We start from the raw sequence: 13,113 nt of genomic DNA on the forward strand, positions 1-13,113 counted from the left end.
GTAACGACCGACGTAGCGCCCCACGTACGAAAGCGCCGGGCGGGTTCCTGCCGGGAGACCCGCTCGGCAGCCCGGCGGCCGGCCGGCGGACGCTAGTTGGTGCCGATCCGCGAGAGCAGGTCGACGATCCGCGACTGCACCTCGGGGCTCGTGGAACGTTCCGCGAGGAAGAGGACCGTCTCGCCGGACGCCAGTCGCGGCAGGTCCGCCTGGTCGACGGCGGCCGTGTAGACGACGAGCGGGGTGCGGTTGAGCTGGCCGTTCGCGCGCAGCCAGTCGATGATCCCGGCCTGGCGGCGGTGCACCTGCATCAGGTCCATCACCACCAGGTTGGGCCTGAGCTGCCCCGCCAGCGTCACCGCGTCCGCGTCGCTCGCGGCCCGCGCCACCTGCATCCCGCGCCGTTCCAGCGTCGCGGTCAGGGCCAGCGCGATCTCCGCGTGCTCCTCGATGAGCAGCACCCGCGGCGGATGCTGCTCGGTGTCCCGAGGCGCCAGGGCCTTCAGGAGTACGGCGGGGTCGGCGCCGTAGGCCGCCTCGCGCGTCGCCTGCCCGAGTCCGGCCGTCACCATGACCGGCACCTTCGCCGTGACGGCGGCCTCCCGCAGCGACTGCAGCGCGGTCCGGGTGATCGGTCCGGTCAGCGGGTCCACGAACAGCGCGGCCGGGAACGCGGCGATCTGCGCGTCGACCTCCTCGCGCGAGTGCACGATCACCGGCCGGTACCCGCGGTCGCTCAACGCCTGCTGGGTCGTCACGTCCGGCGCGGGCCACACCAGCAGCCGACGCGGATTGTCGAGCGGCTCGGGAGGCAGCTCGTCGTCCATGGGCTGCGGACGCGGCGGATCCGCGACCTCGACCGCCCCGCCGGGACCGTCCAGCGGCTCGGGCCCCTCGGCGGCGTTCTCGTCCGGTGCGCCTATGGCGTACGAACGTCCGTTCCCCTCGGTGGCCTGCGCCAGCCGCGACTGCCCGGCGAGCGACGGCTGGGCCTGAGGTTGCGCCTGTGACTGCGGTTGCAGCTGTGGTTGCAGCTGCGATTGTGGTTGCGGTGCTACGGCGGCCTGTTCGCCCGACGGATGCGGACGCGCCGCCTGTTCCGGGCCGGCCGGGTCGGGACGCGTCCCGAGTTTGCGGCGTCGGCCGGAACCACCGGGGGTGTTCGGCGCGGGCGTGGCCGTCGGCTGCTGCACCTGCGCGGCCTGCCGGGTGAACGGCACGCCCTGCCCGAGGGTCCGCACACTGATCGCCCGACCCTGCGTCGAGTTGGGGTCGACAGGGGCGACGGCGGCCGCCTCGACGGGCATCGGGGTGCCGGGGGCAGGGACGGGGGCGTTGACGCCGCTCGGCGGTAGGGGGTTCGCCCCGGCCGGGGGTTGGCCGGGAGCGACGGCCTGCGGGCCCGGTGCCGGAACCGTCTGGGCCGGGTTGCCGGACGCGCCCGGCGGAAGCTGCTGACCGGGACCGGCCGCCGGGACCGGCGTACCCTGCGCACCCGGCGGAAGGGGCTGCCCCGGCTGCCCGGGGACGACGCCCGCCGGAGCGGCGCCCTGCGTACCCGGCGCCAACTGCGGCTGCCCGACGACACCCTCGGGGGCCTGAGCACCCGCCGCCGGAATCTGCTGAGCCGCGCCCGCGACGGCCTGGGCGGGGAGCGGCTGCTGCGCGGGAACGGCGATCTGCCCGGGCGTCATCTGACCGGGAACGGCCACCTGACCGGGAACGGCCACCTGTCCAGGAACGGCCATCTGCCCAGCAACGGCGGGCCCTTGAGCGATGGCCGGGGCGGGGACGGGCTGACCGGGAAGGCCTTGCGCTGCGACCGGCTGTCCGGGGGCGCCTTGCGCGGGCACCGGTTGGCCCGGGAGCCCCTGTGGGGAAACAGGCTGACCGGGAAGTCCCTGCGCCGGAACCGGCTGACCCGGAAGCGCCTGTGCCGGTACCTGCTGACCAGCGGCAGCCTGCGCCGGGATCGGCTGGCCCGGGGCCATCTGCACACCACCCGGCAGCGCACCCTGCGCGGGTACGGCCTGCGGGACCTGCGGTTGTCCCTGCTGGATCTGCTGAGCCTGCTGGACCTGCTGACCGGTCGCCGTACCGCCGACGACCGCGCCCGCGCCGGCCTCCAGCGCCGGTACTCCTTGTGCGGGCGTCCCGGTCGCCGTCCCCTGCTGCGCCACGGCACGGCGACGGCGGCCCGTCGGTGCGGTCGTGGGGTGTGGTTGGGGCGGGGTGTGGTCTCCGGACTGGTCGTGCGGAACGGCGTCGTGCCGCCCGTCGTCGATCAGAGCGTCACCGGAGACGTCCTGACCGCTCTGCCCGGGAAGCTGAGGCCGAACAGCGGCCTGCGCCTGCCCCACCCCCTGAACCGGAACAGCCCCCTCCATCGGGGCCGGCGACTGTCCGCCGTTCGCCGCCGTCCCGGCCACCCGGTCCGCCTCCGCCGGAGGCAGTGCGAACACCGTGCGGGGGGCCGCTTCCTGTGCGGCGGCGCGCTCACCCGCGGCCGCCAGCGCACGCCGCCGACGGCCGGTCGGCTGGCCGCCCTCGGCGGTGACCCCCTGGTCGACCTGGCCACCCGGGTCCGACATGCCATCCCCGGCCGCGGCGCCGCCACCGGCAGCCGTCGCACCCGTTCCCGTACCCGTCGTACCCGTACCCGCGGGCAGCGCGGCCGCGGGGAGCGCGTTCTGGGCGCCGCCCCCGTGCCGAGCGCGTTGCCCACCATCGGCCGGCACGCCCTGCGGCGGAACCGTGCCACCCAGCCCCGTACCTGCGGCCGCGGTCCCGGCGGCATGCTCGGCGGCCGTCATCACGGCACCCTCGGAGACCCCGCCACCTCCGCCCTCGGCACCTTCGGCACCCTCCGCACCGTCACCCGCGCCCTCGGCCGAGCGTCCGCGCCGCCGCCCGGTACCGCCGGACACCTCCAGGGCCGCCGACGCATGCGCCGCGGCCGACTCCTCGACCGCACGCCTCCGACGGCGCCCGGTCGGCACACCGGCATCAGCAGGAGCCGTAGCGGAGGCAATGGCTGGAGGGGAGGATGTGGCGGATGTGGCGAACGGGGAGGGGTCGCTGCCCTCTCCCGGACCCTCGCTGTCCAGGAAGGCGTCCACGGAGGACCGCCGTCGTCCGCCGGCGGAGGTCTCGTCGGTGATGACGGCGAGCTCGGCGGGCGGTACGGCCCCGGCCCCGCCCCCGATGGGCACCTCCAGCACATACGCGCTGCCGCTCATGCCCGGCACTTCATGGGTCTGCAGCACGCCGCCGTGCGCGCGCACGATCCCGCGCACGATCGGCTCGTGCACCGGGTCTCCCCCGGCGTACGGCCCCCGCACCTCGATCCGTACGACCTCACCGCGCTGCGCGGCCGCGACCACGACCGTGTTGTCCATGTAACCGCCCGCCGAAACGGGCGCGTTGCCGGTCGCGTCGACGCCGGCGACATCGGCGATGAGATGGGCGAGCGCGCCGGCCAGCCGCTGCGGGTCGACCTCGGCCTCGATGGGCGGCGCGTGCACGGCGAACTGCACACGGCCCGGCCCGATCAGCTCCACCGCGCCGTCCACACCCGCCGCGACGACCGCGTCGAGCATCACCTTCGTACGGCTGATCTGCTCACTGCCCGCGTCCAGCCGCTGGTAGCCGAGGACGCTGTCGATGAGCGTGGTGATCCGCGAGTACCCGGCGGAGAGGTGGTGCAGCACCTGGTTGGCCTCGGGCCACAACTGCCCCGCGTCATCGGCGGCCAGGGCGGCGAGTTCACGCCGGAGCTCGTCGAGCGGGCCCCGCAGGGACTGGCCCAGCAGGGTCAGCAGCTGTTCGTGCCGGCCGGCGAGCGCCTCGTAGCGGTCCTTCTCCCGTTCACCCAGCGCCGCGTACCGGTCCTCGCCGGCGGCGAGCTGCTCGTCGTGCTGTTCCTGGAGGTCCTCGAGCTCGTTGAGGTGCTTCTGGCGCAGGGAGGTCAGCTCGGAGGCGTGCTCCTCCTCGATCCGCTCCAGCTCGTCCGCGTGCCGCCTCTCGAGCGCGGCCTTCTCCTCTACGACGGCGTCGTACGGGCGCCGGTCGGTGAAGGTCATCACGGCGCCGACAAGCTGGTCGCCGTCGCGCACCGGCGCGGTGGTGAGGTCGACGGAGACCTTGTCGCCGTTCCTGGCGAAGACGACCTGCCCGCGCACCCGGTGCTTGCGCCCGGAACGCAGGGTGTCGGCGAGCGGAGACTCCTCGTACGGGAACGGTGACCCGTCGGGCCGCGAGTGCAGGATGAGGGTGTGCAGCTCCTTGCCGCCGAGGTCACTGGCCCGATAACCCAGTATCTGGGCGGCGGCCGGGTTGACGAGCACGATCCGCCCGTCGGTGTCCGTGCCCACCACACCCTCGGCGGCGGCCCGCAGGATCATCTCGGTCTGCCGCTGCGAACGCGCCAGCTCCGCCTCGGTGTCCACGGTCCCGGTGAGGTCGCGCACGACGAGCATCAGCAGCTCGTCGCCGCTGTAGCCGTAACCGTCGTAGGCCTGCTGACCGTTCTCGAGGTTGGCGCTGGTGACCTCGACGGGGAACTCGGTGCCGTCCGTGCGACGGGCGATCATCCGGGTCGGCTTGGTCCTGCCCTGCGGGTCCATGTGGTCGGGCCGACGCATGGAGCCAGGGATCAGCTTGGAGTCGAACTGCGGGAGGAGATCGAGCAGCCCGCGCCCCACCAGGGCCGTTCCCGGTGCTTCGAAGGCCTCCAGGGCGATGGTGTTGGCGTTGACGACCGTCCCGTTGGCGTTGACCAGCACCAACGCATCGGGAAGCGCGTCGAGTATGGCTGCGAGGCGAGCAGCGCCTCGGGATGGCCTGCTGCTCACGAGACGCTTCCTCCCTGTTACCGCACCTTGCCGACCGCTCGGGCCATCTTGCCAACCTGCCCGCCACGTGTCACGCGAGGGAGTCTAAGGGCAGTGGTCGCGCGCGGGGCGCCGGATGAGAGGGAGGTCGCACGACGAAGTGAGGCAGAACATGTGACCGTATCCCCGCCCGGTCGCCTGGCCTGCGCGACTTTACGGACCCCGGTGTTTCCACCGGCCGAAACCTGTGCACACGTTCGACGCCCACGAACACACGACCCCGTTTCGGGGGCTCGCGCTACGACTGTCCGCGCGGGCTCAGGTCGGGCAGCAGTGGTACGAGACGGTCCCAGCGGCCGATCTCGCATCCGTCGCTGCGGTCGTACGAGGCGTCGACGGGACGCCCGGCCCAGGTCCCGGTGACATGGGCGGTCGCGGGGCCGCCGTACTGCATGGTGCAGACGCTGCCGCCGGGCACGGGGGCGAAGGTCTCGCGTCCCCACCGGGTGCCGCGGTCGAGGGCCCCGCAGGCGCCGGCCACGTCGGGGTGGTCGCCGCTGCCGGGGTGGCAGTACAGCTGATAGGTCCCGTCCCGGCCGGGACCGGCGTGCCGCACGGTGACGGTGAGGTGGTCGGCACGGCGGTCGGCGGGCCCCTCCGTGGGCCGCTCGGTGGGGCGGTCCTCGTCGCGGGTGGGCGGGGGCGCCAGGGGGAGGGCGTTCGCGACGGGCGCGGCGGCGGAGACGGCCGCGGCGGCTACGAGGAGACCACGGAGGGCGTGACGGGTGACCTGCGACATGACCTGACTAACGCCGACCGCCCGACGACGTTGCGGGGCCGCCGCGCGCCGGGAAGCCCTTTGCCCTGTGGCCGGGCTGCCTAGTACCGTGGAGGCCGATTGGTGACAGCACGCTCGACTGTGTCATCATCTGCACGCACCACTCGCGCTCGCGCGGGCGGCTGTGCTGGAGGCGTCGCCTAGTCCGGTCTATGGCGCCGCACTGCTAATGCGGTTTGGGACTTACATCCCATCGAGGGTTCAAATCCCTCCGCCTCCGCACCTGATCAGCTACTGATCACCGAAGCCCCGGTCCACCCGACCGGGGCTTCGTCGTTCCCGGACCCCCTCAGAGCCGTTTTCGCAGCTCACAAGGGGTAGACCAAACGGATTTCACATGGCGGCGGCAGTCATGTAATGTTCTTCCTGTCGCCGCGAGCGGGTCAAAAGGACCGACCGGGGCGAAAAACAGAACAAGCACTCGTAGCTTAACGGATAGAGCATCTGACTACGGATCAGAAGGTTGCAGGTTCGAATCCTGCCGAGTGCACAGCACGTCAGAGGCCCTGTGGAGTGATCCACAGGGCCTCTGGCTTATGCGTTGACGGCAGTGTTTGACGGCAACCGGATTCGAGGGCCGATCAGACGGCTACCGGGACACCGGCCGCGCCGTCATCGTCGTCCGGATCGTTGCCGTCACCCCTGAGCGCGTCGCCGACGCGGTCGAAGGCGGAGCGCTGGGAGTCGAGCCGGACGAAGGTGTAGATGTCCATCGTCACGCGGATCGAGCTGTGGCCGAGGACTTCCATGATCATGCGGGCGTCGGCACCCTGTTCGTGGAGGAGCGAGGCGCAGGTGTGGCGCAGGTCGTGAAAGCGGACCTTGCGGACGCCGGCGCGGGCGCAGAGCACCTCGAAGGAGCGGTTCAGGTTACGCGGCTCGATGGGGGTCCCGTTCTTGGTGGTGAAGACGAGGCCCTGGCCCGTGCCCTTCCAGTTGTCCCCCGCGCCCTTCCGGTCGGCGATCTGCTGCGCACGCTGAGCACGGAGCGCCGTCACGCACTCGGATGGCAGGGCCACGCGACGGGCCGAGCGCTGAGTCTTCGGAGCGACGATCAGCAGTTCCCCGCCGACGCGCTGTAGGGCCTGCCGAACGGTGAGCACCCCTTCGTGAAGGTCCACGTCCGACCAGCGCAGCCCCAGCAGCTCACCGCGCCGGAGGCCGATGCGGACCGCCAGTTCGTACGCGGCCCACAGCCTGTTATCCCGGGCCGCCGCCAAGAGCTGACGCCCCTCCTTGGCGGTGAGCGGCTCGATCTCGCGCTTGGTTCCCATGCTCAGCTCCACGTTCCGGGCCACGTTGCGGGGCAACTCGTCTTCGCGTACGGCGTGCTGGAGAGCGGCACGCAGGATCACCAGGAGGAAGCGCACGGTCCGATCCGACGGGAGCTTCTTGCAGCACTTCCGGAGGGCGCAGCAGCGCCGCTTGTGCTCCGGCCGATTCTTGTCCTTGCCCTGTGCACAGCACTGGCAGGTGACCGCCGTCTTCGCGAGGAAGGCTCGTATTTCGCGAGCGGTGAGCCGTACCAGCTTCTTCTTGCCGAACTCCGTGGTGACGTAGTTGCGAACGAGGGACTCGTAGTTGACGTACGTCGTCCGGCGGACCTTGCCTTGCGCAACGTTCGTCAGCCAGTAGGCCAGATACTCGGCGATCGTCATCTTGTTGGTGGCGACCGGGAGGCCACTGAGGGAGTTCGCCTTGAGCTTGGTGAGCTTCTCGTGGGCGTCATCCCAGTTCTTGCCGTAGACGCTGCGCCGCTTGTACGTGCCGTCCGTCGTGAGGACGTACGCGCTGCCCTCCCAACGGCCGTCCTTGCGCAGGTAGATGGTGCCCTCGTTGTTGGCGTTCTTCTTCGACTGAGCCATCAGGCGGCTTCCTGTTCGGTGCGGAGGGAGATGTACGCGTCCACGGCGGGTTCGCTGATGCGTCGGCAGCGGCCGATCTTGAAGGAGGCGAGTTCGCGCGAGCGGATAAGGTCGTGGACCTTCCAGCGGCTGATGCCGAGACGCTCGGCGACCTGGTCCACGGTGAGCACGGCCGTCGTCATGCAGGCAGCAGCCCTTCCTGTTTGGCGCGTTGGGCGTGGGCGATGTCGTGGCGGACCTGGGCAGCGAGGAGTTCTTCGCCGGGGCTGTAGCCGCTGCTGAGGTATGTCCAGGAGGAAGCAGTGACGAGGGTGGTGTTTTCGTCCTCGACGGGGAGGCCGGCCCGGATGCGGGCGGCTTCGGCCTGAGCCGTGCGCCAGGCGCGGCGTACGTCGCGGAGTGCGCCGAGGGTGGTCGAGTACGCGCGGGACTTGCTGGAGAAGTGGCCGCGGAAGCCGAGCATGTGGGCCCACTTCCAGAGCTTGAGGTGGGCGAACTCGGGGAGGTGGCCGAGGGCCCAGGCGGTGCGGATCATCTGCCGGGCGTGCTGCTGGACGGGGAGGTCTGCGAGGGGTTCGGCTTGGCCGGTGCCGTCGCAGTCGCCACAGAGGTCGCGGAAGCCGTCAGGACCGCGTACGTGGCCGCGTCCGGTGCAGGGGCGGCATACGAGGGTGCGGTCCACGGTGCCCGCGCCTTCGGCGTTCTTGGTGGCGTACTTGGCGACGTATCCGGCGACCTTGGCGTCCGTGAGTTCGCCGTCCCCGAGAGCGGAGATCTGATCCACCTTGAAGCGGTCGCCCCACCGGATGACGCGTTCGCCGACCGCGTCCGACTCGACGGTGAGCCGGGTCCGCTCGACCGCCAGACCGACGGCGACCCGGAGGGCATCGAAGGTCGCCCAGGCCGGGGGCGAGGTGGTGTGGCCGTCCGGGCCATCGAAGCGGACGACCGCATGGAAGTGGACGAGGCCGCGCTGTTGGTATTCGGCGACCTTGGCGAAGGAGACGCGGAGAGCCGTGTTGAGCGCCTTCTGCGTCATGCCGAGGTGCTCGGCGAGGGCACGACGCAGGTAGGTGGTGAAGCGTGCCCAGAGGGCGCCAGCGTGAGCGTTCCACAGAACGGCCCCGGCGTAGTCGTAGCTCGTTGGGCGGAGCGGGGTGCCGAGTTCGGGGGCGTCCTGGGGGTGGTTCTCACCGCATGCGCAGGGGCGGGGCTTGCCCGTGTCCGTCGTCGGACGGTTGTGGACGGGGCCGAAGGACGGGGCGGTGAGGGTGACGAATGCGCGGGGGTGGTCGCGGACGGCTTCGGCGACGTTCTTGCCGCCGGACAGTCCGGCCTTGATCAGGTGGTAGGTGTCAGCGGCGTAGAGGCGGGAGCAGGCGGGGCAGCGGGAGGCGCGGCGGTTGCCGCAGGTGGTGAGGAGGCGTCCAGAGGGTTCGTCCTCGGAGCGGTAGGAGCGGACCACTTGCTTGGTGGTCTGGTCGGTGGTGACCGTCCAGCCGTGCAGGTTGACGGGACTGGTGCAGCCGCGAAGGTCGCGGACCTGTTCGGCGACTCGGTCGAAGTCGTCCGTATTGGCCAGTTCGACCAGGTCCCGCAGGCCGGGACTGATGACGTGGCGCAGGTCGAGGGGGCGGCGCATGAGTGGCGGGGAGTCCTTTCTGGCATGAGGGTGGGCCTGCGGGCAGCAGCGATTCAGTGCGCTCGGGCTGCTGCCCGCAGGCATGGCGGATCGGGCCCAGGGGCGGGCGGCGGTGGGGAGTGCCGGAGAGGCCGGCGGAGGGGGCGTAGCTGCTACAGAGCGGCGTGCAGCGCGGTGGCCATGGGCAGGCCGATCCCGAGTCGCGTCTTGAGCTGTGCCGCCGTGATCGGTTCGCCGTGCTCGGTGTGGTGGGACGTCGCGATGGAGCGTGCTTCGGTGAGCAGCGGTTCAGGAACCTTGATCGCGGGTGGAGTGGGAGCCGGGGAGATCTGAGGAGCGGCCGAGGCCGGGGGCGGAACGGTGGGCGGCACCGCAGGACGGGAGGGATCGGAAGTCGTCTCAGGCTCCGACTCGATCGCACCCGGCAGGGGAGTCGATACGGCGGGGCGCGCAACAGCGTGGAAGGCGCGCAGGAGCTGCGGGCCGACGGAGCCCCAGCCGAGGAGGAGCAGCGGGGCCACCGCGTCGACAGCGGCACGGCCGTAGTGTCCGGCTACGACCGGTTCGGCGACGTTGAGGGCGAGCGTCAGCAGTCCGGAGAAGTGCATGAGGCGTGTGGCGGACGTCATCTGCTCTGCGGGGAGACCGCGTAGGGAGAGGTAGCGGAGTGCGACCAGGAGGCCGACCACGGACAGGTCGACCATCGGGGCGATGAGCGGTGCGATCGGGCCGGGAACGCCGAGGCGCAGGGCGAGGGACCAGACGTTGCCGAAGGAGAAGACGAATGCCAGCGCGGCAATGACGATCATGACGGCGGTGATGGTGCGCTGAGTGATCCGGTCCTCTGTCATGTGCTTTCACCTCCTCTCCGGGGTGTCGGGAACGTCCGAGCGGGGTCGGGCAGGTCGCTCAGGCATCGAGCTTGGTGAGGTCCACGTCCGGCATGTGAGGCCCGAGGAGAGCTTCCAGAAGGGCGTGCGGATCAACGGTGAGGCCGGCCGTCTGTTCGGCGATGCGCGCCGCTACCGCATCGGGCACGTAGGGCGTACGGATACGGGTGAAGCCAGGTTGCGACTGGTGGTTCATCGACGCGACGCCGACGTAGGTGGGGTCCTGGAGGTTGATCGGGTTGGCGTCCGGCCATTCCCGGATCTCGTCGCCGAGCGCGGCCACGGCGGCTTCGGCGGTCTTCTGGGCGAAGCTCAGGCCCACAGGGCACACGTCGCGGATGAAGGTGGGGATCGCGTCGCCGGTGGACTTCTGAGTGGTGAGGATGACGAGCAGTCCCACGGACCGGCCCTTCTTGACCAGGTCTTCCACGAGTCGCGCGTTCTCGGCGGCGAGCGCGGCCAGCTTCTTCGTCTGCTGGTCGCTGCCCTTGTGGTCGCGGAAGTAGGTGTGGGCTTCGTCGACGATCAGTACGACCAGGGGCCAGCTCTCGGACGGGCCGACGTCCCACATGGACTTCACCCCGAGTACCTGGCGCACCGACGCCGACCGGGCGCGGCGGAGTTCCACCAGGTGCCGGAACAGCTTGTTGGCCTCTTCCAGGTCATCCCCCACGAAGGCGAACATGCGCTGTACCCAGTCCGCGTAGTCACCTTCGTACGCAGCCGACACCTTGCCGTCCGCGCAAGCGAACTGCACCGCAGGCGAGGGCGCCCAGTCGGAGAGCAGCCGGTTGATCAGGCTGGTCTTGCCGAAGCCGGGGAGGCCGGCCACGGTCACGCCGGGCACCTGCGTGAGGTTCACTGACACGGGCTGCGCGTACTCGTCCAGGCCGAGATCCCATCGGGCCGTCTCCTCGGGGGGCTCGCCCGTGGGGTGGTGCTCGGTGGGGAACTTCAGTGGGTCCAGTCGTACACCCCGGATAAGGACCTGCCCGGGACTGTCCTGGGTGATCGCCACCCGTGTGCACCGCCAGGCGTCCGCCAGGTGCGGGCCCGCCTTCTGGAACTGATGAAGCCCAACGCCAGGCAGGCACTGCGCACGCGCGATCACTCCATACGCGTCGTGCTTCACCTTCAGGGCGGGGATGAGGACGCGGGCCTTGATCGGCTTGCCGTTCGTGTTCGCCAGCGATGCCAGCGCGGTCGGTGTCTTGTCCGTGGCCGACAGTTTGAGCATCGGCGCGAGCCGCTTCCACCCGCACCGCACGCGTATGGCCTGGCGTATGGACTGCCGGGTCATGGCATCGGCGCGTACGTAGCGGACCACCCACCAGATTGCCCAGCTGGCGAGCACTACGAGCAGCAGGTCGCCGATGAGCGGGACGTGGGCGAAGACGCTTTCCGTCGGGGCGTTCGGATCCTTCATATGCGGCTCTCCAGCGGGTTGTAGGGGTTGCAGAGGAAGGCTCTGAGGGCCGATTTGAGGGCCGCCCGATCCGAGGAGGAGTCCGGGCGGGGGTAGCCGTAGCCCACGAGGACGCCCGCCACCGAGGTCACCAGCGATTCGGTGGACCGGGCATCCGGCCCGGCGTGAGGCAGCGGGTAGCTGCGATCAGCGCCGGACCGGAAAGCGGTGCCGCTCACGCCGCATCAGCGGCCGGGGCCACCAGGTCCAGACGACCCGCGCGGTAGGCGATGCCGTCCGAGAGCGAGCCGTTGAAGATGCGCGCCCACGGAGTGGCGAACAGCTCCACCGGCATGACCGGGACACCAGGCCGGAGTCCGTTTGGCAGGCCGGTCTCCGGAACGGTGATCTTCAGAGCTTCGGCACGGTCCTCCTCCATGAAGAAGAGGGTGATCGTGTAGAGCTTCGCGCCGGTCTCACGGTCGGTGGCGAACTGTGTCTTCTCCTGGTCCGCGTACTTCGGGACCGGCAGGGTGCCGACCATGAACGAAGAAGTGGGGAGCAGGCCAACACGGATGCGTGCCATGGGAGTTGATTCCTCTCGGTTGCGCGCCACCAGGGCGGTGGGGTGCGATCTCTATTGAACATAGCAGACCTAGCAGTGTCAAGTGAATCGAGTGAGCTAGGTATCAACTGACATGGGTCACCTATGTCAGTGGGGTGTGCTAGGGGTGCTAAGAATCGCTACTCTTGGGCCATGAGCCCCGCGCCAGAGAGCAAGCAGGACCGCCGGCCGCCGTATCAACACGCCGCCGACGAGATTCGGCGCGACATCTTGCAGGGACGGATCAAGCCGGGCGAGCAGATGCCGTCCATCCGCGAGCTACAGGAACGCTTTGGCGTGGCGAACATGACCGCCAGGTCCGCGCTCAACGTGCTGCGCGATGAGGGCTTGATCTACACGATCCACGGGCGGGGCAGCTTCGTCGCTGACCACAACGCCGGCGGGGAGCTCTCGGCGAACTACAACGCTCCAGCCTGGTATCTGGCGAACAAGGACGCGAGCGTCGGCCAGGCAGGGCAGAGGGAGGGGGAGCCCGACGACGTCGAAGCAGTCGAAGCCGCCGGGACCACCCTTGCCGAGGTACTCACCGCACTACGTGACGAGATCCGTGCTCTCAGTGCCGATCATCAGGAACTGCGTCGTGAGGTCGAGGAACTGAAAGCAGCTCAGCAGCCGAAGCCGTAGTACTGAACCGGGACACTTCCTCTCGCAACTCCCTTGTCTCTCTGCTGAGGCGAGCGACCATGGCCCGCATCTCCTCGATCAGTGCGACTACCTGATCCGTGTCCCCGACGTGAATGCTGGTCGACCCCATTTCGTTGTCCGGTATGTGCTCGGTCGTCGTTCCTCGCTTGCCACCGTGCCGTCGTTGCGTGCCGCACTTGCTCCCACCGCCGGGGCCTGCCCGCCGCATCCGTGTCTCTCCCAGGTCGAACGGCTACTGCACTGCGGTGCTGTTCAGAGTTTCTTTACTGGATCAAGGCGGCCCGCCTGCGGCGGGCCGCGCGCGCTGGCGGCCCGGGGCCGCCGCCGCTCCTTGTCTCCGCCACCGCTCCGGCGGCCCCACCCGCTCAGCG

At 70.3% G+C, this 13,113-nt stretch carries 10 protein-coding genes and 2 tRNA genes; 3 read left to right on the forward strand and 9 right to left on the reverse strand.

All coding sequences use genetic code 11. The features are described from left to right. Positions 1-92: 92 nt before the first annotated feature. Both ABZT17_RS27370 and ABZT17_RS27375 read right to left on the reverse strand, forming a co-directional pair. Positions 93-4,853 (reverse strand): PAS domain-containing protein, encoded by a 4,761-nt coding sequence (locus tag ABZT17_RS27370; RefSeq protein ID WP_356352341.1) that lies wholly within the window; start codon positions 4,851-4,853, stop codon positions 93-95. 277 nt (positions 4,854-5,130) lie between these two features. Continuing rightward, the gene (locus ABZT17_RS27375; RefSeq protein ID WP_356352343.1) at positions 5,131-5,631 is read right to left on the reverse strand and encodes an SSI family serine proteinase inhibitor; all 501 of its coding nucleotides are present in this window, start codon (positions 5,629-5,631) and stop codon (positions 5,131-5,133) included. A gap of 168 nt (positions 5,632-5,799) precedes the next feature. On the opposite strand from ABZT17_RS27375, the gene ABZT17_RS27380 reads away from it, so the two are divergent. Together ABZT17_RS27380 and ABZT17_RS27385 are read left to right on the forward strand one after the other, a co-directional pair. Continuing rightward, positions 5,800-5,890: transfer RNA gene (locus ABZT17_RS27380), tRNA-Ser, on the forward strand. A gap of 197 nt (positions 5,891-6,087) precedes the next feature. After that, positions 6,088-6,160: transfer RNA gene (locus ABZT17_RS27385), tRNA-Arg, on the forward strand. Positions 6,161-6,251: 91 nt separating this feature from the next. Here the strand turns inward: ABZT17_RS27385 and ABZT17_RS27390 are convergent. The 7 genes from ABZT17_RS27390 to ABZT17_RS27420 form a co-directional block, all read right to left on the reverse strand. Further along, entirely contained in the window at positions 6,252-7,535 is a 1,284-nt protein-coding gene (locus ABZT17_RS27390) for a tyrosine-type recombinase/integrase (RefSeq protein ID WP_356352345.1), read from the reverse strand. Continuing rightward, positions 7,535-7,717, reverse strand: a complete 183-nt coding sequence (locus ABZT17_RS27395) for a helix-turn-helix domain-containing protein (protein ID WP_356352347.1) — start codon at positions 7,715-7,717, stop codon at positions 7,535-7,537. Before ABZT17_RS27395 ends, ABZT17_RS27390 begins: the two co-directional genes overlap by 1 nt. Next, complete coding sequence (locus ABZT17_RS27400; RefSeq protein ID WP_356352349.1) at positions 7,714-9,177, reverse strand: replication initiator; 1,464 nt, start codon at positions 9,175-9,177, stop codon at positions 7,714-7,716. The genes ABZT17_RS27395 and ABZT17_RS27400 overlap by 4 nt, the downstream gene beginning before the upstream one ends. 152 nt (positions 9,178-9,329) lie before the next feature. Continuing rightward, entirely contained in the window at positions 9,330-10,028 is a 699-nt protein-coding gene (locus ABZT17_RS27405) for a DUF2637 domain-containing protein (RefSeq protein ID WP_356352351.1), read from the reverse strand. Between the two features lie 58 nt (positions 10,029-10,086). Next, entirely contained in the window at positions 10,087-11,493 is a 1,407-nt protein-coding gene (locus ABZT17_RS27410) for a cell division protein FtsK (RefSeq protein WP_356352352.1), read from the reverse strand. Beyond that, on the reverse strand, positions 11,490-11,711 hold the full coding sequence (locus ABZT17_RS27415; protein ID WP_356352354.1) for a hypothetical protein: 222 nt from the start codon (positions 11,709-11,711) through the stop codon (positions 11,490-11,492). Before ABZT17_RS27415 ends, ABZT17_RS27410 begins: the two co-directional genes overlap by 4 nt. Next, positions 11,708-12,058, reverse strand: coding sequence for a hypothetical protein (locus ABZT17_RS27420; RefSeq protein ID WP_356352356.1), 351 nt, complete (start codon positions 12,056-12,058; stop codon positions 11,708-11,710). The genes ABZT17_RS27415 and ABZT17_RS27420 overlap by 4 nt, the downstream gene beginning before the upstream one ends. A gap of 171 nt (positions 12,059-12,229) precedes the next feature. On the opposite strand from ABZT17_RS27420, the gene ABZT17_RS27425 reads away from it, so the two are divergent. Further along, entirely contained in the window at positions 12,230-12,721 is a 492-nt protein-coding gene (locus ABZT17_RS27425; RefSeq protein WP_356352358.1) for a GntR family transcriptional regulator, read from the forward strand. The last annotated feature ends 392 nt before the right edge of the window (positions 12,722-13,113 follow it).

This window comes from Streptomyces sp. NPDC005648, from assembly GCF_040605395.1.
GTDB lineage: Bacteria > Actinomycetota > Actinomycetes > Streptomycetales > Streptomycetaceae > Streptomyces.

Bases quoted from the DNA above. Each gene is read 5' to 3' on its own strand.
- ABZT17_RS27375 (WP_356352343.1), bottom strand. From the start codon at position 5,631: ATGTCGCAGGTCACCCGTCACGCCCTCCGTGGTCTCCTCGTAGCCGCC.
- ABZT17_RS27390 (WP_356352345.1), bottom strand. From the start codon at position 7,535: ATGGCTCAGTCGAAGAAGAACGCCAACAACGAGGGCACCATCTACCTG.
- ABZT17_RS27395 (WP_356352347.1), bottom strand. From the start codon at position 7,717: ATGACGACGGCCGTGCTCACCGTGGACCAGGTCGCCGAGCGTCTCGGC.
- ABZT17_RS27400 (WP_356352349.1), bottom strand. From the start codon at position 9,177: ATGCGCCGCCCCCTCGACCTGCGCCACGTCATCAGTCCCGGCCTGCGG.
- ABZT17_RS27405 (WP_356352351.1), bottom strand. From the start codon at position 10,028: ATGACAGAGGACCGGATCACTCAGCGCACCATCACCGCCGTCATGATC.
- ABZT17_RS27410 (WP_356352352.1), bottom strand. From the start codon at position 11,493: ATGAAGGATCCGAACGCCCCGACGGAAAGCGTCTTCGCCCACGTCCCG.
- ABZT17_RS27420 (WP_356352356.1), bottom strand. From the start codon at position 12,058: ATGGCACGCATCCGTGTTGGCCTGCTCCCCACTTCTTCGTTCATGGTC.
- ABZT17_RS27425 (WP_356352358.1), top strand. From the start codon at position 12,230: ATGAGCCCCGCGCCAGAGAGCAAGCAGGACCGCCGGCCGCCGTATCAA.